This window comes from Aurantiacibacter sp. MUD11 (assembly GCF_026967575.1).
In the GTDB taxonomy this organism is placed as follows: Bacteria; Pseudomonadota; Alphaproteobacteria; order Sphingomonadales; family Sphingomonadaceae; genus Alteraurantiacibacter.
Genome location: NZ_CP114054.1, coordinates 328,486 through 347,925 on the forward strand (window position 1 = coordinate 328,486; position 19,440 = coordinate 347,925).

Genomic DNA, 19,440 nt, shown 5'->3' on the forward strand with positions numbered 1-19,440 from the left:
GAGGTGGTGGACGCACTAGGGCTCGAACCTAGGACCCGCTGATTAAGAGTCAGCTGCTCTACCAACTGAGCTATGCGTCCACACAGGCGAATTTTCGCTGGCCCGACGAATCGCCGGGAGGCGCTCATATAGCGAATGTTTCGCGCGTGAAAAGGCCTTCTGTCAGAAAGCCGATCTGGCCGACTGCCGGTTCCACCTTTCGACCATCATCAGCGCGCCCACGCAGATCATGTTGGTCATCATCGAAGAGCCGCCGTGGCTCATGAACGGCAGCGGGATTCCGACCACTGGTGCGAGGCCCATCACCATCATCAGGTTGACGGCCACGTAGAAGAAAATGGTCGCCGTCATGCCGCCGGCCAGCAGCCGGGCAAAACGGGTGTGGGCATCGCGGGCCACCAGCAGGCCCCAACGCAGGACGATGCCAAACACCAGCAGCACGAACAGCCCACCCAGCAGACCCCACTCCTCCGCCATGGTGGCGAAGACGAAGTCGGTGTGCGGTTCGGGCAGGTAGTCGAGCTGGCTTTGCGAGCCGTGGCCGAAGCCCTTGCCGGTAATGCCTCCCGAACCGATGGCAATCTTCGACTGGGTGATATGGTAGCCGGTGCCCAGCGGGTCGCTCTCCGGGTCGAGGAAGGTCAGCACGCGCTGCTGCTGGTACGGCTGGAGGCCGAAGAAAAAGGCGATCGGCGCGGCGATCACGCCGGCGATGCCGCCGCCGATGAACCATTTCTGCGGAATGCCGGCCAGGAACATCACCACGATCCCGCCAAAGGCGATGGCTAGCGACGTACCGAGGTCGGGCTGCAACAGTACCAGCCCCATGGGCATTGCGATCAGGCCCAGCGGCACCAGCAGCGCGCGCCAACTGGCGATCATCGCCGAGGGCAGCGAGTGGTAGAATGCCGCGATGATCAGCACGATACCCGGCTTCATCAGCTCGGACGGCTGCAGGCGCATGAATCCCAGTTCCAGCCAGCGCTGGCTGCCACCGCCCAGTTGGCCCACCGCCTCCACTGCAATTAGCAGCAGCAAGACGACGACGTAGACGGGGACTGCCGCCATGCGTGCCCAGTCTTCCGGGAAGCGCGCCATGACGAGAGCCGCCACGAGGAAGACGCCGTAACGGACGAGGTGGGACGACGCATAGGGCGACATCGAGCCGCCCGCTGCCGAGTGCAGCACCATGGCCCCGAAAGCCACGAGCAGGGTGAGCGGGATGACGACGCGCCAGGGGAATTCCGCAATTGGCGCGGGAAGGCTGAGTTCGCCCCTCACGTGCTCGCTCCGTCGGCGCGCGGGTTGGCCTCGTCACGCGGCGTGATGGCGCTCGTCGCGGCTTCGGTTGGCTCTGCAACCGCTGCACGCGCTTCCGCATCCACCTGTTCTGCCAGCGTGAGCGGGGGCGGGGCTGCGGGCAGGTCGACACCCGCTGCAGCCGCATAGGCGGCATATTGGGCGTCGAGCCGTTCCTGCGCGGTGCCGCCCCATTGCGCTTCCAGCGCGTGCAGGGCGTCGAGGCCCTTTTGCGGGTCGAACAGGAAGGTCATGACGTCGCGCGCCACCGGGTAGGCCGCGCCGGAGCCGCCGCCGTGTTCGATTACGACCGCACCCGCATATCGCGGATTGTCGAAGGGGGCGAAGAAGATGAACAGGCCATGGTCGCGATAACGCCACGGGCCGGACCGGCCATCGGACAGATTGAGGCCAACGACCTGCGCGGTACCGGTCTTGCCGGCCATCAGAATATCGTCGACCGGAAGGCGTGCGCGCCCGGCGGTGCCGGGGCCATTCACAACATCGCTCATCGCCTGTCGGACATAGGCCTTGTAGTCGGCGCTCAGCCCCATCGACTGGAACTGCGGCGTCTCGTTGCGCAGCAGCAGGCGAGGGTTCACCATGTTCGCCGTGGCTAGGCGCGATGCCATGACGGCAAGCTGCAAGGGGCTGGCGAGCATGTAGCCCTGGCCGATGGTGGCATTTACCGTGTCGAAGGCCTGCCATTCGCGGCCGTATTTCTCCATCTTCCACTCGGGGTCGGGCACGGTGCCGTAGAACTGGTTGACCACCGGCAGGTCGAACTGCTCCTGCATGCCATAACGGCGGCAGGTTTCGGCAATCGGCTGCATGCCGATTCGCTGCGCCATGGCGTAGAAGTAGACGTCGCAACTCTGGTAGATCGCCTTGGCCAGATCGGTCTGCCCGTGGCCGCGACGGTTCCAGCAACGGAACACGCGATTTCCGACCCGCAGGCCACCACCACAGAACACGGTCTCGTCCGGATCCACCCCTTGTCCCAGCAAGGCCATGCCGACGGTCGGTTTCACCGTGGAGCCGGGTGGGTAAAGGCCCTGCAACACCTTGTTGCGCAGCGGAACGCGCTCGTTCTCGCGCAGCATGGAGTATTCGAGGCGGCCGATCCCGTCGGAAAAGCTGTTGGGATCGAAGCTGGGCATGGAGGCCATGCACAAGAGGTCGCCCGAATTGCAGTCCATCACGACGACGGAGCCGGATTCGAGGCCCAGCCGCCGTGCGGCGTAGTCCTGCAAGGGGCCATCGATAGTCAGCTGGACAGGGTTGCCCTGCACGTCGTCGCGCGTCTCCAGGTCGCGCACGATGCGGCCCGCGGCGGTCACTTCCACGCGCCGCGCGCCCGGTTGTCCGCGCAATTCCTGTTCGAACTGTTTTTCGATGCCGTCCTTGCCCAGCTTGAAGCCCGGCGTCAGTAGCAGCGGCTGCGGGTCTTCCTCGTATTCCTCGCGGCTGGGCGCGCCGACATAGCCGATCAGGTGCCCTACCGAAGGGCCGGTGGGGTAGAAACGCGAGAAGCCGCGCTGCGGGATGACACCGGGCAGTTCGGGGATGCGCACGCTGATCGCGGCGAATTTCTCGTAGTCGAGGCCGCTGGCAACCGGCACCGCGGCAAAGCCGGCGGAATCTTCCAGCCTGTCGCGCAAGTCGGCCTTCTCGGCTTCCCCGAAATCGAGCAGTTCGCCCAGCACTTCGACGGTCCGGTCCGGGTTGTGTACTCGCTCGGGAATGATGTCGACGCGGAAGTCGGCACGGTTCGAGGCGAGGGGGGAGCCGTTGCGATCGAGGATCCAGCCACGACGCGGCGGGATCAGGGTGAGGTTCACCCGGTTGCTCTCCGCCTCCATCTCGTATTTCTCGTTCTCGGCAACGGCGATGTAGCCCATGCGCGCGGCCAGCAGCAGGCCGATGCCACCCTGCACCGATCCCACTATGAAACTGCGTCGCTCGAACGTCTGCCTCAGCGTATTCGAGGTAAGTTTGCGTTCCATGCTCAGCCGATGCGCCTCACGCGCGTCAAACGTAACCTGTCCAGCAGAGCAACCATCTTCGCAATGATGGGATAGAGGATGATTGAGAGCAAGAGCTGCGGCAGCAGCAGGACCATGTGCGAAAATGTGATGTCGGCGCCGGAGACCAGCGCTGCTGCGACGAGGTAGGCGGTCAGCATGACCGAAGCCGTCAGCCAGTCCTGCATGAAGTTGCGCCACGGAAAGCGCAGTTCGAGCAGTTCGATGGCAATCATCGTCAGCGAGAACAGCAGGACAGCGCTGCCCAGTGGCTGGCCGGAAAACAGGTCATCCAAGAAACCGAGAAGGATGCCTGACCACATCGGCATCAGGCCGGGGCGCGCCAGTCGCCAGGCCAGCAGCAGCATGTAGCCGATCGGGGGCAGCAGGGGGGCCGCCGCAATGATCGGCATGAGCGGCGCCAGCGACCCGAGGACGATCGTGAGCCAAGGCATCCCGTTGGCAAGAACGGGGGAGTGGTCTCGATTGATCTTGCGACCGAAAACGTCACTGCGCGCTGTAGGGTTGAGCCGCTCCATCAGTCGACCGGCTGTTCCGTCTGCAACGGCTCTTCGATGGCGTCGAGGACCTCGCCCTGCCAGATCGGCTGCACGATGACGACGTCGGTGGCGGCCGGGTTGCTAAGCAACTGCGCAATCGCGCCGTCGTCGGTAATCTCGGTGACCATGGCAACTGCGGTGCCCGGGTGGAACAGGCCACCCGCGCCGGAGGTGACGAAGATGTCGCCGATCTCGAGCGGGTTGATGCCGAGGTTGATCAGGCGGATGCGCAGCGATCCATCCGAACGCCCCTGGGCAAATGCCACCACGTTGTCCGTCGCGCGCCGCACCGGCACGACGCTTTCGATGTCGGTCAGCAGCAGCACGCGGGAAGTCGACCGGCCCGCTTCGAGCACGCGGCCGACCAGTCCCATCGGGGAGGTCACCGGCATGCCCGTTGTCACGCCGTCGCTGCTGCCGGCGGAAAGGTAGGCGAAACGCCGCGTGCTGGAGGCGGTGGAGCCGATCAACCTGGCGACGGCAACCGGCTCGGCACCTTCCTCTACAATGCCGAGCACGGCCTTGAGCCGCTCGTTCTCCTGTTCCAGCGCGCGCGCCTCGGCCAGGCGCACACGGGCGATCTCGATCTCGCGTTCAAGCTCGGCGTTCTTGCTGCCCGCGTCGTAATAGCCGGCGATGGCTTCGAAGAAGTTGCGCGATCCCACGCGGCCCGCGGCGCCGACTTCGCCAACTGGCGCTGCGGCATCGGCGGCCATGGAGCGGAGACCGTAGAAGGTCTCCGGCCGCCACAGTGAAATGGCCAGCAGCAGGATGCCCAGGATGGCGCCAAGACCCGCAGCGACGTAGCCGGCAAACAGCCCCAGCTGTGCCTTCTTGTTCGATCCCGATCGCTGTTGTCCCGAGGGCGGTGCCATAACCGCCGGCTCCTCCTGCTATCCCTCGTTTATGCCGACATCAGAACGCCGCGGTAGATCGGGTCTTCCATCGCCTTGCCGGTACCGATGGCAACGCAGGAGAGCGGATCTTCGGCGATGCTGACCGGCAGGCCGGTTTCTTCCTTGATGTGATCGTCCAGGCCGCGGATCAGCGCGCCGCCACCGGTCAGCACGATGCCCTGGTCGACGATGTCGGCTGCCAGTTCGGGCGCGGTGTTCTCCAGCGCGATGCGCACGCCTTCGACGATGGCACCGATCGGTTCGGACAGGGCCTCGGCGATATGTGCCTGGTTGATGGTGATTTCCTTGGGGACGCCGTTCACCAGGTCGCGGCCCTTGATGATGATGGATTCGCCAACGCCGTCTTCGGGCACGGTGGCGACACCGTAGTCCTTCTTGATGCGCTCTGCGGTGGAATCACCGATCAAAAGGTTGTGGTGGCGACGGACGTAGGAAACGATGGCTTCGTCCATCTTGTCACCGCCCGTGCGCACGGACGTGGCATAGGCCAGGCCGCGCAGCGACAGCACCGCCACCTCGGTCGTGCCACCACCGATGTCGACCACCATCGAGCCGACCGGCTCGGTCACCGGCATGTCGGCGCCGATGGCAGCGGCCATCGGTTCGAGGATCAGGAAGACTTCCGATGCGCCGGCATTGCTGGCGGCGTCGCGGATAGCGCGCTTTTCGACCGAGGTCGAACCCGAGGGAACGCAGATCACGATCTCCGGATAACGCAGCAGCGTGCGCTTGCCGTGCACCTTGCGGATGAAGTGCTTGATCATCTCTTCGGCGATCTCGATGTCGGCGATCACGCCGTCGCGCAGCGGGCGGATGGCCTCGATCGTGTCGGGCGTCTTGCCCATCATCAGCTTTGCATCATCGCCCACTGCCTTGACGCGCTTCACGCCGTTGATCGTCTCGATCGCGACGACGGAGGGCTCGTTGAGCACGATGCCGCGGTCCTGCACGTAAACCAGCGTGTTGGCCGTCCCAAGGTCGATGGCCATGTTCTGCGAACCGAATTTGAAGAGATTTGAAAAGAAAGAACTCATCGGGAAATCCGTATTTTAGATAAGCGTGCTGCTGCAGGGACTCCGCGTAGCAACCCAAGGTTTTACGAAAGGTGGCGCTCTGTAACCTGACATGCCGCGAAAGGCCAAAAAATTTGTCGACAAAGGGGCGCTTTTGCCCCGGTTCGCCTCGAAAATACGACAAGCGGTCGATAGTATGGCCGGATGCCCCAAATTCGCCGCCTTCCCGAAACCCTCGTTAACCGCATCGCCGCGGGTGAAGTGGTGGAGCGTCCGGCCTCCGCGCTCAAGGAACTGGTGGAGAATGCCATCGATGCTGGGGCGACGCGGATCAGCGTTTCGATTGTCGACGGCGGGCTGGGGTCCATCGAGATTACCGATAACGGCTGCGGCATGTCACCGGAGGAGATGTCGCTCGCGCTGGAACGGCACGCGACCTCGAAACTGCCGGATGAGGCTATCGAGCAGGTGGCGACGCTTGGCTTCCGGGGCGAGGCGCTTCCCTCGATTGCCAGCGTTTCGAGGCTGACGCTCGAAAGCCGCCCGCAGGGTGCGGAACAGGGCTGGAAACGCGTTGTCGACCACGGCGCACTGGTCGAGGAAGGTCCGGCCGCACTGCCCCCGGGAACGCGGGTGCGGGTGGAGAACCTGTTCGGCAAGATCCCCGCGCGTCGGAAGTTCCTGCGCACGCCGCGCAGTGAGTACGCCGCCTGCCAGGATGTGGTAAAACGCCTCGCCATGGCGCGGCCTGATATCGGCTTCACCCTCGAGCATGGGGGCCGCCGCATCTTCCAGGTTCAGCCCGGCGAAGAGGTGACCGCACGCGTTGCCCAGATCGTCGCCCGCGAACTGGCCGACAACGGCGTCGAAATCGAGCTGGAGCGGCCCTCGGGCGAGGGCGTCATGCGCCTGAGCGGTGTCGCGGGCCTGCCGACCTACAACCGCGGGATTGCCGATCACCAGTACCTGTTCGTCAACGGTCGCCCGGTGAAGGACCGTCTGCTGACTGGTGCGGTGCGCGGCGCCTATGCCGACATGCTGGCACGCGATCGCCATGCGGTGCTGGCGCTGTTCCTCGAGATTCCTTTCGCCGATGTCGACGTGAACGTGCATCCCGCCAAGACCGAAGTGCGCTTCCGCGACGCGCAGGCCGTACGCGGCTTCATCGTCAGCGGGCTGCGGCAGGCGCTCTCCACCGGGGACCGCCGCAGCGCACAGGCGCCTGACAGTGGCGCGATGAGCCGCTGGCAAGTCGAGCCGACGCGCGACGAGCCGGCCCCGGCAATGCGCTCGATCTCCTCCGGACGGGACTGGTCGCAGCCGTCGCCGACGCGCGTTGCCGAGGCCCGCACTGCCTGGGATACCATGGCGGACACGCTGGCTGCGCCGCAGGGCCGGGCAGAAGCCGCCGAGGCCTTGCCAGAGGAAGCCGAGGACTATCCGCTGGGCATCGCCCGCGGCCAGGTCGCCAACACCTACATTGTTGCCGAAGCCAAGGATGGATTGGTCATCGTCGACCAGCACGCTGCCCATGAACGGATCGTGCTCGAGCGCCTGCGCGCAGCAGGGGCAGCCGACAAGGTCGCCGCCAGCCAGGCCTTGCTGATGCCCGAGGTCGTCGAAATGGACGAGCCTTCCTGCGACCGCCTGGAAGAGCAGATCGACCATTTTGCCCCGCTCGGGCTGGTGATCGAACGCTTCGGCCCCGGCGCCATGCTGGTGCGCGCCGTGCCCGGCACGCTGAAACGTGCCGATCCCGAGGCCTTGCTGACCGACCTTGCCGACGACCTGGCCAAGCACGGTTCCTCGCTACTGCTTGGCGAGAAGATCGAGCACGTCCTTGCCACCATGGCCTGCCACGGGTCCGTACGGGCAGGGCGGCCGCTGAACGTCGCAGAGATGAATGCCCTTCTGCGCGAGATGGAAAGCACGCCGCGTTCAGGGCAGTGCAATCACGGACGTCCAACCTGGGTAAAACTGTCGATGGAAGACGTCGAAAAGCTGTTCGGGAGACATTGATGCGCTGGCCGATCGTAATCTGCGCGGCACTGGCATTGACCGCCTGCGAAAGGGAGCTGACGCCGGAAGAGCAGGCTGCGGAAAACGAACGCATTGCTGAGCGCGTGCGCGAGGCCAACAGTGTCGAGCCGCCGCTGGTCGAAGTGGTGCCCGACGCGATCCTCTACCCGGACCTGGAGGCCAACGACCTGTTCGGGCTGTCCTGCGCCTATGCGCCCGGCACCAGCATGGGCGCGCGGGTAATCGCCCGCGAGGTTGATGCCTATATGAAGATCAATGGCGAGATGATGCGCTTCGCCGCCGATCCCGGGGCGCGCGAACTGCCTGCCAAGACCTGGTCACTCTACAACGCGCGCGAATACTCACTGCGTCTGAATATCGAGGACAAGGCGAGCGGCGAGCAGGTGGGCGACGGCGGCGCTATCAATTACGAGGGCACGATCTGGCTGCGCGATCGCTGGGACCGGGTCGTCTACCAGGGTTCCGGCACGGTCAACTGCGGCGCCTGATCACGCCAGCGCGTACCGGGCCAGCATCCAGATGGCCATTGCCATCATCGCCAGGTTCTCCGTCAGCGAGACGAAACCCAGCGGTACGTTTCCGCTGCCGCCCACACAGGCGCACTTGATATCCCGCTTCTGGATGTACACCGCGTAGAACACGCTGACCGCCCCGATCGTGCCGATGCTGAAGGCGACGGGAATCGACAGCCAGGGCAGCAGGTGACCCGCCATCAGGATCGCCGCCAGCGCTTCCAGGAACGGGTAGAGATAGGAGTAGGGCACCCAGCGCCGCGCCAGCAGATCGTACCCGACGAACATGCTGGAGAATTTCTCCACGTCCTGCAACTTGAGCATGGCGAGCATGGCCATGCTGAAGGCCACGAACCACTCTGCCGCGCGGATTGTCATCGGGGTGCCAAGGCTCCACCAACTGAGCGAGAGGGCAAGGCCGAGCCCGACGGCGAATACCGCGATGACGGGCGTGTAACTGGTTTCACCATCGGCTTTCGGCGGATTGCCGAAATGCGTGCGCAATGCGTCGTATCCCCCGATGCGTTCGCCAGCGATGAAGACTTGCGGCGTCGTGGCGACATCGTGCTCCGCCTTGAACGCGTCGGTTTCCTCACGCGTCGTCAGCGGGTGATCTTCCACCGTGAACCCTTTGCGCTCAAGCAGCCACTTGGCCTTGAGTCCGTAGGGACACACGTGCTTCGGCATCACCATTCGGTATAGTCGGGCAACCTTTTGCATCAGCGCAGACTTATACCCCTAGGGGGTATATTTCAACCTACGCCCTGAAGGAGGGAATCCGGCCTTCCGGATCGAGATCGGGAATGCACCGGTAGCGGGCCAGGATCAGGCTCAGCAGGCCGAAAGCAATCATGCCGATAGCAACCAGGGTGAACACCGCGCCATTGCCCGCCAGCGTGGCGACAGCATCGCCAAGGGTAAGCACCTGTTCGCTGCCGCCGGACATCATGCCGGCATTGACCAGCGACCAGCCGATAATCGCGAAGACGATAGTGCGGGCGAGGTAGCCCACCGTGCCAAGCTGCCGCGTGTAGCGCGGGGCCCCGGACAGGATGCGATGCATAAAATTTCCGGTGATGCCCTTCTTTGCCTGGTCGAGCGCGGCAAGGAAGAAAGCCAAGCCCAGCAGTCCCAACACAAGTCCGCCAAATTCCATCGAGAGCAAACCGGAAGCAGCTGCCTGCGCGCTGTCTTGGCCTGAGCTTCCCTCGGTGGTGGCGAATTCGAAGGCGGCATAGGCGAGAGCAAAATGGCCGATGCCGCTGCCGGCATGGCCGATGCGCTTGGCCCAACCGACGGTGTCGGCGCCCTGGTTTTCGATATCGAAAGCGAAACTGGCGAGGCGGAACAGGCCGTAGGCGCTGAGGCCCACCACCATCAGCCACAGCACCAGCGATCCGGCAGGGAAATCCTCGATGGCGCGGAAGGCGCCGTCAGTACCCGCGGCAATCTTTCCCGCACTGGTGAGGGCGATCAGGCCGACCACCGAATAGAGGATGGCGCGGCTGAAATAGCCAACTCGCACGAGCTGGCTGAACTTCTCGGACTTGTCGACCATCGCGCGGCCTGCTCCCTGTCTGTCTCAGGGATAGCAATGTCCGACGCCGCAATTCGTGCCCGTCAGCGCAGCCGCTTGACGTAGAGCTGCTGGTCCTCGCGGCGTTCCAGCTTGAAGTTGTCGTCAGCGGCGCGGATCAGGTCCGACAGGCGCTTGAAGCCGTGGTTGCGCACGTCGAAGCTGGAACGGTTGCCGGCGATCTGGCCGACCTCGTGCAGGCGTGCGTACCCTTCGTCGTCGCGGCTGGCGGCCTTCCATGCCGCACCCAGCAGTTCGATCAGTTCGGCGTCGATCGCCTCGGACTGCTTGCCGCCGCTCTCGTCGGAAGAGGTGCGGATCAGCTTATCGACATCGATGTACCGGGTGCATGCCGTGCGGAAGGCTTCGGGGGCCTTGTCGCTGCCGAAGCCGTAGACGATCAGCCCGTCCTGTCGCAGGCGGGTGACCAGCGGGGTGAAATCGCTGTCACTGCTCATGATGCCGAAGCCATCGACCTTGCCGGCATTTAGCAGGTCGATCGCATCGATAGTCATGGCGATGTCGGTGGCGTTCTTGCCCTTGGTCAGGTCGAACTGCTGCACCGGCTGCAAGCCGTAGCGATGGGAAATCTTGTTCCAGTTGGACAGCGCCGGCTTGGCCCAGTTGCCGTAGGCGCGGCGGATGTTCACTTGCCCCAGTTCGGCGAGCACCGTCAGCACCGGGTCGATACCAGCATGGCTGGCGTTGTCGGCGTCGATCAGCAGGGCGATGTTCTTGAGTGCGGCTTCAGGCATGGCTCAACACATGGCGCTGCGCTTGTTGGAGCGCAAGGGCAGGGCTGGCCTATTCAATCGGTTCGAACTCGTCGCTCTCGTTCTCCAGATGGTAGAGCACGCCTTCCGAAATCGCGAAAAAGGTGCCGCGCAGCTTCAGTGAACCGTCGGCGACGCGTTGCTGCACGCAAGGGAAAGTGCGCAGGTTCTTCAGGCTCTCGCGCACCGCCGCAAGCTCCATCGCCCGTTCGGCTTCACGACCTTCGGTGCCGAATTGCTTCGCCACCGGCTCGCGGGCCTCGTCCAGCAGGCTGATCCAGTCCGCCACGAAGCCGCCTTCGCCGGGACGGCAGCCGTGCATTTCCTGCGTCAAGGCAGCCTTGCAGCCGCCGCACATGCCGTGTCCCATGACGACGATCTGGCGCACCTCCAGAAAGTTCACTGCAAATTCCAGCGCGGCGGAAACCCCGTGCTGGCCCGGCGAGGTCTCGAACGGCGGGACGAGCGCGGCGACATTGCGGACCACGAAGATCTCGCCCGGATCGACGTCGAAGATCTGCGCCGGATCGACGCGGCTGTCGGAACAGGCGATGATCATCAGCTTGGGGCTCTGACCCTCCGCCACGAGCCGATCGTAACGGGCCCGCTGGCGGGGGTACCCTTCTGCCCGGAAGCGGCGATAGCCCTTCAGCAGTTCGCTGAACTCCGGCACTAGAAGCGCTCACCCCGAATGACTTCGACATCCCACATCGTCAGCAGCAGGCCATGGCTGGTCAGGATCGGTGCGAGCAGTTCCGCAAGGGCGGTGGCCTTTTCCTGCGATGCGACGGTCAACACGAAGACCTTGTCCGTGCCCATCACGCGCTCTTCGCGCCAGCGCCCCTCGCGGCCCTTGCCCGAAGTGACGGGCGTGATCGTCCAGCCGGTGATGCCGACCTTGTCGATCGCGTCAGTGACCTTCCGCGCCTGCACGGCGTCGGCGAGGATCTCGATGCGCTTGCGAATAACGGTTTCGATCATGGCGATTAGCCTCCTGCGCCGGTCAATGCCGCGGCCAGCATGCTGATCAGGCTGATGTTGACGAGCACGTTGAAGGGAAACGTGATGCTCAGCGACATGGTCAGGTAGATGCCGGGGTCGGCTTCCGGCAGGGCGAGGCGCATGGCGGCAGGCACGGCGATGTAGCTCGCACTGGCGCAGAGCACGCCCAGTGCCGCGGCAGAGCCGGTGTCGAGACCGATGCCGACACCAAGGACCGTGCCGATCGCGCCATTCACCAGCGGCAGGGCAATGGCGATCAGCGCCAGGCGCCAGGTAACGGCGCGATTGTCCATGATGCGGCGCGCCGCAATCAGGCCCATGTCGAGCAGGAACAGGCAGAGGATGCCCTTGAACAGTCCATCGAAGAACGGACGAACGTCGGCAAAACCGGTCGGCCCGGCGATCATGCCGATCACGAAGGCACCAAGCAGCAACACGACCGAGGCGTTGAACAGCACCTCGTGCAGCATTTCCTTGCCGCTGCGCCCGTCCTTGGAGCCAAGACCTCGGGCAAGTAGCAGACCGGCAAGGATGGCCGGGCTTTCCATGGAGGCCATCACCGCGACCATGAAGCCGGCGGGCGGCTGGCCCTGCGCGCTGAGGATTTCCACTGCGGTAACGAAGGTGACGACGCTGATCGAACCGTAATGCGCGGCGACCGCGCCGGCGTTGGTCCTGTCGAGCTTTCCGAAGCCCTTGAGCACCCAGTAGGCGTAGATCGGCATGATGAAGCCGGCCCCGATGCCCGCCGCCAGGGCGGCAAGAACGGTACCGTCCAGACCCGATTCAGCGACCTCGATACCGCCCTTCAGGCCGATGGCGGCCATTAGGTAGAGCGACATGCCTTTGGCTATGGCTTCGGGGATGGCGAGATCGGATCGGGCGAAAGCGGCCAGCAATCCCAAGACGAAGAACAAGACGACGGGTGAGGTCAGCGCCTGGAGTGCGGTCGAGTCCATGCAGCGGCGCTTAGGCTAACGGTCTATGACCTGCAAGACACACCATTGCGCCATCCCCCTTGCTTGCCTAAGTGGGCGGCGAAATGACAGACCTCTCCAATACGCCGCAGCCCGAAGGCGAGCGCCCGCAGCGCCAGCGCAAGCCCGACTGGATCCGCGTGAAGGCCCCGGTCAGCAAGGGCTATCACGAGACGCGCAAGCTGATGCGCGACCTGAAGCTGAACACGGTTTGCGAAGAGGCGGCCTGTCCCAACATCGGCGAATGCTGGACGAAGAAGCACGCCACGGTAATGATCCTTGGCGACGTCTGCACGCGCGCCTGTGCTTTCTGCAACGTGAAGACCGGCATGCCCCGCATGGTCGACCCGCTAGAGCCGGAGAACACCGCCATCGCCGCCGCGCAGATGGGGCTGGAGCACATCGTCATCACCAGCGTCGACCGCGATGACCTGCCCGATGGCGGCGCCGGCCAGTTCGTCAAAGTGATCCAGGCGCTGCGCCGCGAGACGCCGAATACTACCATCGAAATCCTCACGCCGGACTTCCGCGGCAAGATGCGCGAGGCTGTCGAAGCCATCTGCGAGGCCGGGCCCGACGTCTACAACCACAACCTGGAAACCGTGCCGCGGCTTTACCCGACCATCCGGCCGGGTGCGCGCTACTACGCGTCGCTGCGCCTGCTGGAAGAGGTGAAGCGGCACGACCCGATGATCTTCACCAAGTCCGGCATCATGCTGGGTCTGGGCGAGCAGCGCCTGGAAGTGCATCAGGTGATGGACGACATGCGCAGCGCCGATGTCGATTTCATCACCATGGGCCAGTACCTGCAGCCGACGCCGAAGCACGCCAAGGTGGAAGACTTCGTTACGCCGCAGGCTTTCGACGCCTTCGGTTCCATCGCCCGCGCCAAGGGTTTCCTGCAGGTTGCCTCCAGCCCGCTGACTCGTTCGAGCTACCACGCCGGTGACGACTTCGCCGAGATGAAGGCTGCGCGGGAGGCGAAACTGGCGAAGCAGGCGAAAGCCTGATGCCCTCGATCCGCGAAACGCACCGCCTGCCTTACACGGCAGAGCAGATGTTCGACCTTGTGGCCGACGTCGACAAGTACCCGGAGTTCCTGCCGTGGGTCGTCGCCACCCGCGTACGGCGCGACAGCGACACGGAAATGACGGCGGACATGCTGGTCGGCTTCAAGGCCCTGCGCGAGAAGTTCACCTCCAAGGTGGTGAAGGATCGTCCGAACTCGATCAATGTCCACTATATCGACGGGCCGCTGCGCGACCTCGACAACAACTGGACTTTCCGGTCCTGCGGCGAGAATTGCTGCGAGATCGAATTCGCGGTCGATTTCAGTTTCAAGAACATCATGTTCGAAACGCTGGCGGGCCAGTATATCGACCGCGCCTTCCGCAAGATGGTAACCGCCTTCGAAGCGCGAGCGGAAGAGCTTTACGGCAACAAGAGCTCCAGCGCACAAAGCGTCGCCTGACGACGCACGCCCGAGCGGCCGTTGTCGTCGAACAGCTTCTCTTCGGCAGTCGGTTCCTCTTCACCGCGCACCATGCGGGCGAAAACGACCGTGCCAACTGGCTTGATATCCGACCCGCCGCCAGGTCCGGCAATGCCGCTGATCGCCACGGCCACGTCCGCATCGCTGCGCTCCAGCGCACCGCGCGCCATGGCGTAGACACAGGCGACGGAGACAGCGCCGAAGGTCTCAAGGATGTCGCTTTCGACGCCAAGCATGTCCTGCTTGGCCTCGTTGGAATAGGTGACGAAGCTGCGATCGAACACCTTGGAGCTGCCAGGGACTTCGGTAAGCGCGGAGGCGACCAGTCCACCGGTGCAACTTTCCGCCAAGGCAATCTTGCGGCCGGCGGCCTTGTTTTCCTCGACTACCTTGCGGGCGAGTACGAGGATATCTTCAGGAAGCAGTGCGTCGGTCATGGCCGCGCCACCAGCGTTGCCACGGCCTGTGCCGCGATGCCTTCGCCGCGCCCGGTGAATCCGAGCTTCTCTGTCGTCGTCGCCTTCACGCTGACAGAACTCACGGCGACCCCCAGCAGTTCCGCCAGCTTCGCGCGCATGGCTTCGCGGTGGGGGCCGATCTTGGGAGCTTCGCAAATAAGGGTAAGGTCGACATTGCCCACGGCATACCCGGCTTGATCGGCCAGTTTCACGGCATGTTCGACGAACCGTGCAGACGGCGCGCCGCGCCATTGCGGGTCGCTGGGCGGAAAATGCTGCCCAATATCTCCAGCGGCAATCGCACCGAGCACGGCATCGACTACCGCGTGCAGGCCGACATCCGCATCGGAGTGTCCGGCGAGCCCCTTGTCATGGTCGATCTTGATTCCGCACAGCCACAGTTCCTCGCCAGCGGCCAGCCGGTGCACGTCGTAGCCCGAGCCGATCCGCACGGGCAGGGCAGGGGCAGTATCGTTCATGAAATCCTCTGCAAATGTCAGTTTGCGCAGCCGTTCGTCGCCGTCGACGAGAGCAATCTCGATACCGATAGCCCGGGCGACCTGGGCATCGTCTCCGGCAGTCTTCGCGCCCTCCCATCCATTATGCGCCAAGACGGCGTCGAGGAAAGTGAAGGCCTGCGGGGTCTGCACTCGGCGCAGGCTCTCGCGATCCGCCTTGTCAGCCATCTTGCCGTCTTCGGCTACGATCATGGAATCGACGACGGGCAGGACGGGAATGGCACCGACGCGGTCGCCGCAAGCCGCAACCAGCCGTTCGATCACGTCAGGCGGACAGTCGGGACGCGCAGCGTCATGGATCAGGACAATGTCGGGGTAAGGGTCTGCAAATGCACTGTTAAGTGCCTTGTAGACCGATTCCTGCCGCGTCTCGCCTCCCGTTACGAGGACAAAAGGTTCCAACCCTCGCAACATGCCGCGCACAAGGTCGTCTGCGCCCTCCGGGATCGCCACACAGATCAGGCCGACGCCGCCTGCGCGCAGGTGCTCGGCTGCGGTGCGAAGCACGGTGCTGTCACCATAAGGCGCGAATTGCTTTGGCAACGGCTGTCCCGCACGCAGGCCCTTGCCGGCGGCCACGATGACAGCGGCAATGGACGGGGCAGGGGGAGGGAGCTGGTCACTCATATTGCGACAGGCGCGCTAGCGGCTTGAGCCGCCCCTCGCAATCCACTATGCGCCTGCCTATATTTTAGGCACGGTTTACGAGAATGAGCGAACTTCCCACCCCTCCGGCGATCAAGCCGATCGATATCGGTCCCGTGCGGATCGACTGTCCGGTCGTGCTCGCGCCGATGACGGGGGTGACAGATCGCCCCTTCCGCACGCTGGTGCGCCGCTATGGCTCGGGCCTCAACGTCACCGAGATGATCGCCAGCGAGGCGGCCATCCGCGAAACGCGCCAGTCGGTGCAGAAGGCAGAGTGGCACCCAACCGAAGAGCCGGTGTCGATGCAGTTGGTCGGCTGCGATCCGGAGAGCATGGCCGAAGCGGCCAAGCTGCAGGAGGACAACGGCGCGGCCGTCATCGACATCAATTTCGGTTGCCCGGTGCGCAAGGTGGTGGGCCAGCTGGCTGGCTCTGCACTGATGCGCGAAGTGCCGCTGGCGACCAAGCTGATGGAAGCGACGGTGAAGGCGGTCAACGTGCCGGTGACGGTGAAGATGCGCATGGGCTGGGACCATGCCAGCCTCAACGCCCCCGAACTCAGTCGCATTGCCGAGGACCTGGGCGTGAAGATGATCACCGTCCACGGCCGCACGCGCAACCAGATGTACAAGGGCAGCGCCGACTGGAGCTACATCCGCAAGGTGAAGGAGGCAGTGTCGATCCCGGTTATCGTCAACGGCGATATCTGTTCGATCCCCGACGCTGCAAAGGCCCTGGAGCAGTCCGGCGCGGACGGGCTCATGATCGGTCGCGGTGCCTATGGCAAGCCGTGGCTGCTGGGCCAGGTGATGCACTGGTGGCGCACCGGCGAGAAGCTGGAGAGCCCCACTTTCGACGACCAGTACGAAACCGTCACCGAGCACTACAACGAGATGCTTGAGCACTACGGCGCGGACGTTGGCGTGAAGATCGCCCGCAAGCACCTGGGTTGGTATACCAAGGGCATGCATGGCTCGGCGGAGTTCCGCAACAAGGTGAACTTCATCGACGATCCGAAGCAGGTGCTGGGTGAGCTGGAGCGGTTCTACGAGCCGTTTCTGCGGCGACGGGCCGCGTGAACGAGGTCGATCGCACGCTCCCCGCCGCGCGCGAACAGATCAACGGGCTGAGCTTTGCGCTGCTGCTGCTCTCTCCTGATCTCGAAATTCGCGAAGTAAACCCGGCGGCCGAAAACCTGCTGGGTCTCAGTGCCCGGCGTCTGCTGAACAAGCAGCTGCTGGAGGTGATTGCCTTCAATCAGGCTGACCTGGCCGGCCGCCTCAGCGTGCCTGATACCCAGCTCTACGCGCGCGGGATCGACGCCAGGGTCGGCAATCGTGACCTGCGTCTCAACCTGACGGTCTCGACCGTGCAGGGTCAGTCTGGTTGGCGCGTGCTGACCTTGTCGGATGCCATGCAGGGCGAGCGGTTTGAGGATTACGAGCGTCGCGGCACGCTACGTGGCCCGGCGGTATTGGCGCACGAGATCAAGAACCCGCTGGCCGCCATCCGCGGTGCGGCACAACTGCTCGCCCGCAAGGCGAGTGAGGTTCAGAAACCGCTGACCGACCTGATCGCGGACGAGGTCGATCGCATCGCCCAGCTGATCGACCGTATGCAGCGCCTTGGCCGGGAACGGGCGGAGCCGGTGCAGCCGGTCAACCTGCACGCGGCGATCCATCGTGCCTACGAGACCGTGAAGATCGCCAGCGACGATGCTATCGCCTGGCAAGAGGAATTCGATCCCTCGCTACCGCCGGTGCTCGCCAACGAAGGCGCGCTGGTGCAGGTGCTGGTCAACCTGATGGCCAATGCCCGCGATGCCTGCGCTGAAAGCGTGGCCCCGCAGGTCACCATCCAGACGCGCTTTGTCAGCGGGCTGGTGATGAATGTCATTCGTCTCGGCCGACCGGTGAAACTGCCGATCGAGATTACCGTCAGCGACAATGGGCCGGGCATCGACCCCGCCATTCGCGACGAGATTTTTGAGCCGTTCGTGTCGAGCAAGACCAACGGGCAGGGCCTTGGCCTTGCCCTGGTGCAGAAGCTGGTGCGCGACATGGACGGACGCGTGAGCCACGAACGCGACGAAGCGGCAGGCTTGACGCATTTCCGCGTCCACCTGCCGATGGCGCGATAAGGAGGGAAGAGCATGAGCCGCCGCGCCTTGCTGGTCGAAGACGATAACGCCATCGCCACGGTGATCCGTGCGGCGCTGGAGGATGAGGGCTTCACCGTAGATACTTGCGATACCGTCGCCTGCCGCGATGAATCGCTGGCCGAACACGAATACAGCGTGATGCTGACCGACGTGATGCTGCTGGACGGCGACGGTATCGAGACGCTGGGAGTCGTCCGCGACACCTACCCGGACATGCCGGTGATCATCCTCTCCGCGCAAAACACGCTCGACACTGCTGTACGCGCCACCGATCGCGGCGCCTTCGAATACTTTCCCAAGCCGTTCGACCTCGACGAACTGGTTCGCGCCACCTGTCAGGCGGCGGAATCGCGCAAGGCAAAGACGGGCGAGGATAGCGAGCCGCCCGACGGTTTGCCGCTGATCGGTCGCAGTCAGGCCATGCAGGAGGTCTATCGCCTCATCACCCGCGTGCTGCATAACGACCTGACGGTGCTGGTGCTGGGCGAAAGCGGCACCGGCAAGGAACTGGTGGCCGAGGCGATCCACCAGCTCGGCAAGCGCAAGTCCGGTCCGTTCGTGCCGGTCAACACCGCCGCCATCCCGCGCGAGCTGATCGAGAGCGAGTTGTTCGGGCACGAGAAGGGCGCCTTCACTGGCGCGACTTCGCGCAGCATCGGCAAGTTCGAACAGGCACAGGGGGGCACGCTGTTCCTCGACGAAATCGGCGACATGCCGCCGGAAGCGCAGACCCGCCTGCTGCGCGCATTGCAGTCGGGCCGCATCCGGCGCGTGGGCGGCAGCGAGGAAATCGCGGTCGACGTGCGGATCATCGCCGCGACCAATCGTGACCTGATGCCGCTGATCGCGGAAGGTGGCTTTCGTGAGGACCTCTACTATCGCCTCAATGTCGTGCCCATAAAGCTGCCGCCGCTGCGGGATCGGGCCGACGACATTGCACCGCTTGCCCGGCATTTTCTCACTTTGGCGGCGGCGGAGGGGTTGCCGAAACGCACGCTCGGCAACGATGCTGCGAAACTGCTGGCGGAGCAGTATTGGCGCGGAAACGTGCGTGAACTTCGCAACCTCGTGTTTCGCGCCGCGCTACTGGCGCGCGAGGACGTGATCGATGCCGAAACCGTCTGTTCGTTGCTGGACGAGGGCGAAAGGGCCCAGCCCGACGAAAGCGGAATGGACCTCGGCGGGGCAATCACTCGCTGGCTTGAACGGTCAGAATTTGCCGATGGCGACCTCTACCATGGCGCTCTTGCCGAGCTGGAAAAGCCGGTTTTCCGCCATGCCTTGGCGAAGACCTCCGGCAATCAGGTGAGAGCGGCCCAATTGCTTGGAATCAATCGGAATACCCTGCGCAAGCGATTGTCCGAGCTGGACATCGATCCGGAAGGTTTCGCGCGCGGCTAAGCACCTGTTGGTGGATGGCTGGCAGTTTTCTCTTGCGGAAGTGCAACAGCACTGTTGTAAGCTTGCAAC

At 64.1% G+C, this 19,440-nt stretch carries 20 protein-coding genes and 1 tRNA gene; 7 read left to right on the forward strand and 14 right to left on the reverse strand.

The features are described from left to right. Positions 1-4 precede the first annotated feature (4 nt). The 6 genes from OZN62_RS01660 to OZN62_RS01685 form a co-directional block, all read right to left on the reverse strand. Positions 5-80: transfer RNA gene (locus tag OZN62_RS01660), tRNA-Lys, on the reverse strand. An 82-nt stretch (positions 81-162) separates the two neighbouring features. Beyond that, entirely contained in the window at positions 163-1,281 is a 1,119-nt protein-coding gene (gene rodA / locus OZN62_RS01665; RefSeq protein ID WP_269100953.1) for a rod shape-determining protein RodA, read from the reverse strand. Beyond that, on the reverse strand, positions 1,278-3,305 hold the full coding sequence (mrdA, locus tag OZN62_RS01670; protein ID WP_269100954.1) for a penicillin-binding protein 2: 2,028 nt from the start codon (positions 3,303-3,305) through the stop codon (positions 1,278-1,280). Before mrdA ends, rodA begins: the two co-directional genes overlap by 4 nt. Positions 3,306-3,307: 2 nt before the next feature. Further along, positions 3,308-3,862, reverse strand: a complete 555-nt coding sequence (mreD, locus tag OZN62_RS01675) for a rod shape-determining protein MreD (protein WP_269100955.1) — start codon at positions 3,860-3,862, stop codon at positions 3,308-3,310. After that, on the reverse strand, positions 3,862-4,758 hold the full coding sequence (gene mreC / locus OZN62_RS01680) for a rod shape-determining protein MreC (protein ID WP_269100956.1): 897 nt from the start codon (positions 4,756-4,758) through the stop codon (positions 3,862-3,864). Before mreC ends, mreD begins: the two co-directional genes overlap by 1 nt. Positions 4,759-4,787: 29 nt before the next feature. Beyond that, complete coding sequence (locus OZN62_RS01685; protein WP_269100957.1) at positions 4,788-5,834, reverse strand: rod shape-determining protein; 1,047 nt, start codon at positions 5,832-5,834, stop codon at positions 4,788-4,790. A gap of 183 nt (positions 5,835-6,017) precedes the next feature. Here OZN62_RS01685 and mutL point away from each other — a divergent pair, with 183 nt between their 5' ends. Continuing rightward, complete coding sequence (gene mutL / locus OZN62_RS01690; RefSeq protein ID WP_269100958.1) at positions 6,018-7,832, forward strand: DNA mismatch repair endonuclease MutL; 1,815 nt, start codon at positions 6,018-6,020, stop codon at positions 7,830-7,832. After that, positions 7,832-8,341 carry a hypothetical protein gene (locus tag OZN62_RS01695; RefSeq protein ID WP_269100959.1) on the forward strand — a complete coding sequence of 170 codons (510 nt, stop codon included), beginning with the start codon at positions 7,832-7,834 and terminating at the stop codon, positions 8,339-8,341. Before mutL ends, OZN62_RS01695 begins: the two co-directional genes overlap by 1 nt. On the opposite strand, the gene OZN62_RS01700 is transcribed toward OZN62_RS01695, so the two are convergent. The 6 genes from OZN62_RS01700 to OZN62_RS01725 form a co-directional block, all read right to left on the reverse strand. Continuing rightward, positions 8,342-9,085 (reverse strand): MauE/DoxX family redox-associated membrane protein, encoded by a 744-nt coding sequence (locus OZN62_RS01700; protein ID WP_269100960.1) that lies wholly within the window; start codon positions 9,083-9,085, stop codon positions 8,342-8,344. Positions 9,086-9,122: 37 nt separating this feature from the next. Continuing rightward, entirely contained in the window at positions 9,123-9,923 is an 801-nt protein-coding gene (locus OZN62_RS01705) for a DUF1206 domain-containing protein (RefSeq protein ID WP_269100961.1), read from the reverse strand. 62 nt (positions 9,924-9,985) lie between these two features. Beyond that, positions 9,986-10,696, reverse strand: a complete 711-nt coding sequence (locus OZN62_RS01710; protein ID WP_269100965.1) for an NYN domain-containing protein — start codon at positions 10,694-10,696, stop codon at positions 9,986-9,988. Positions 10,697-10,745: 49 nt separating this feature from the next. Further along, positions 10,746-11,387 carry a carbonic anhydrase gene (locus tag OZN62_RS01715; protein WP_269100969.1) on the reverse strand — a complete coding sequence of 214 codons (642 nt, stop codon included), beginning with the start codon at positions 11,385-11,387 and terminating at the stop codon, positions 10,746-10,748. Next, positions 11,387-11,695 carry a P-II family nitrogen regulator gene (locus OZN62_RS01720; RefSeq protein WP_269100973.1) on the reverse strand — a complete coding sequence of 103 codons (309 nt, stop codon included), beginning with the start codon at positions 11,693-11,695 and terminating at the stop codon, positions 11,387-11,389. The genes OZN62_RS01715 and OZN62_RS01720 overlap by 1 nt, the downstream gene beginning before the upstream one ends. Before the next feature lie 5 nt (positions 11,696-11,700). Beyond that, positions 11,701-12,675 carry a sodium-dependent bicarbonate transport family permease gene (locus OZN62_RS01725; protein ID WP_269100976.1) on the reverse strand — a complete coding sequence of 325 codons (975 nt, stop codon included), beginning with the start codon at positions 12,673-12,675 and terminating at the stop codon, positions 11,701-11,703. An 83-nt stretch (positions 12,676-12,758) separates the two neighbouring features. On the opposite strand from OZN62_RS01725, the gene lipA reads away from it, so the two are divergent. After that, on the forward strand, positions 12,759-13,703 hold the full coding sequence (gene lipA / locus OZN62_RS01730; RefSeq protein WP_269100978.1) for a lipoyl synthase: 945 nt from the start codon (positions 12,759-12,761) through the stop codon (positions 13,701-13,703). Then, positions 13,703-14,164: a type II toxin-antitoxin system RatA family toxin gene (locus OZN62_RS01735; protein ID WP_269100980.1), complete on the forward strand. Its 462-nt coding sequence runs from the start codon at positions 13,703-13,705 to the stop codon at positions 14,162-14,164. Before lipA ends, OZN62_RS01735 begins: the two co-directional genes overlap by 1 nt. Here the strand turns inward: OZN62_RS01735 and OZN62_RS01740 are convergent. Beyond that, on the reverse strand, positions 14,125-14,622 hold the full coding sequence (locus tag OZN62_RS01740) for a CinA family protein (protein ID WP_269100981.1): 498 nt from the start codon (positions 14,620-14,622) through the stop codon (positions 14,125-14,127). The two genes, OZN62_RS01735 and OZN62_RS01740, sit on opposite strands and share 40 nt — an antisense overlap. Further along, entirely contained in the window at positions 14,619-15,788 is a 1,170-nt protein-coding gene (locus OZN62_RS01745; RefSeq protein WP_269100982.1) for a bifunctional 2-C-methyl-D-erythritol 4-phosphate cytidylyltransferase/2-C-methyl-D-erythritol 2,4-cyclodiphosphate synthase, read from the reverse strand. Before OZN62_RS01745 ends, OZN62_RS01740 begins: the two co-directional genes overlap by 4 nt. Before the next feature lie 83 nt (positions 15,789-15,871). On the opposite strand from OZN62_RS01745, the gene dusB reads away from it, so the two are divergent. The 3 genes from dusB to OZN62_RS01760 are packed head-to-tail and all read left to right on the forward strand — an operon-like array spanning position 15,872 to position 19,371. After that, on the forward strand, positions 15,872-16,888 hold the full coding sequence (gene dusB, locus OZN62_RS01750) for a tRNA dihydrouridine synthase DusB (RefSeq protein WP_269100984.1): 1,017 nt from the start codon (positions 15,872-15,874) through the stop codon (positions 16,886-16,888). Then, positions 16,885-17,949 (forward strand): two-component system sensor histidine kinase NtrB, encoded by a 1,065-nt coding sequence (locus tag OZN62_RS01755; protein WP_269100987.1) that lies wholly within the window; start codon positions 16,885-16,887, stop codon positions 17,947-17,949. The genes dusB and OZN62_RS01755 overlap by 4 nt, the downstream gene beginning before the upstream one ends. 12 nt (positions 17,950-17,961) lie before the next feature. Further along, positions 17,962-19,371: a sigma-54-dependent transcriptional regulator gene (locus OZN62_RS01760; protein ID WP_269100989.1), complete on the forward strand. Its 1,410-nt coding sequence runs from the start codon at positions 17,962-17,964 to the stop codon at positions 19,369-19,371. Positions 19,372-19,440: the final 69 nt, after the last annotated feature.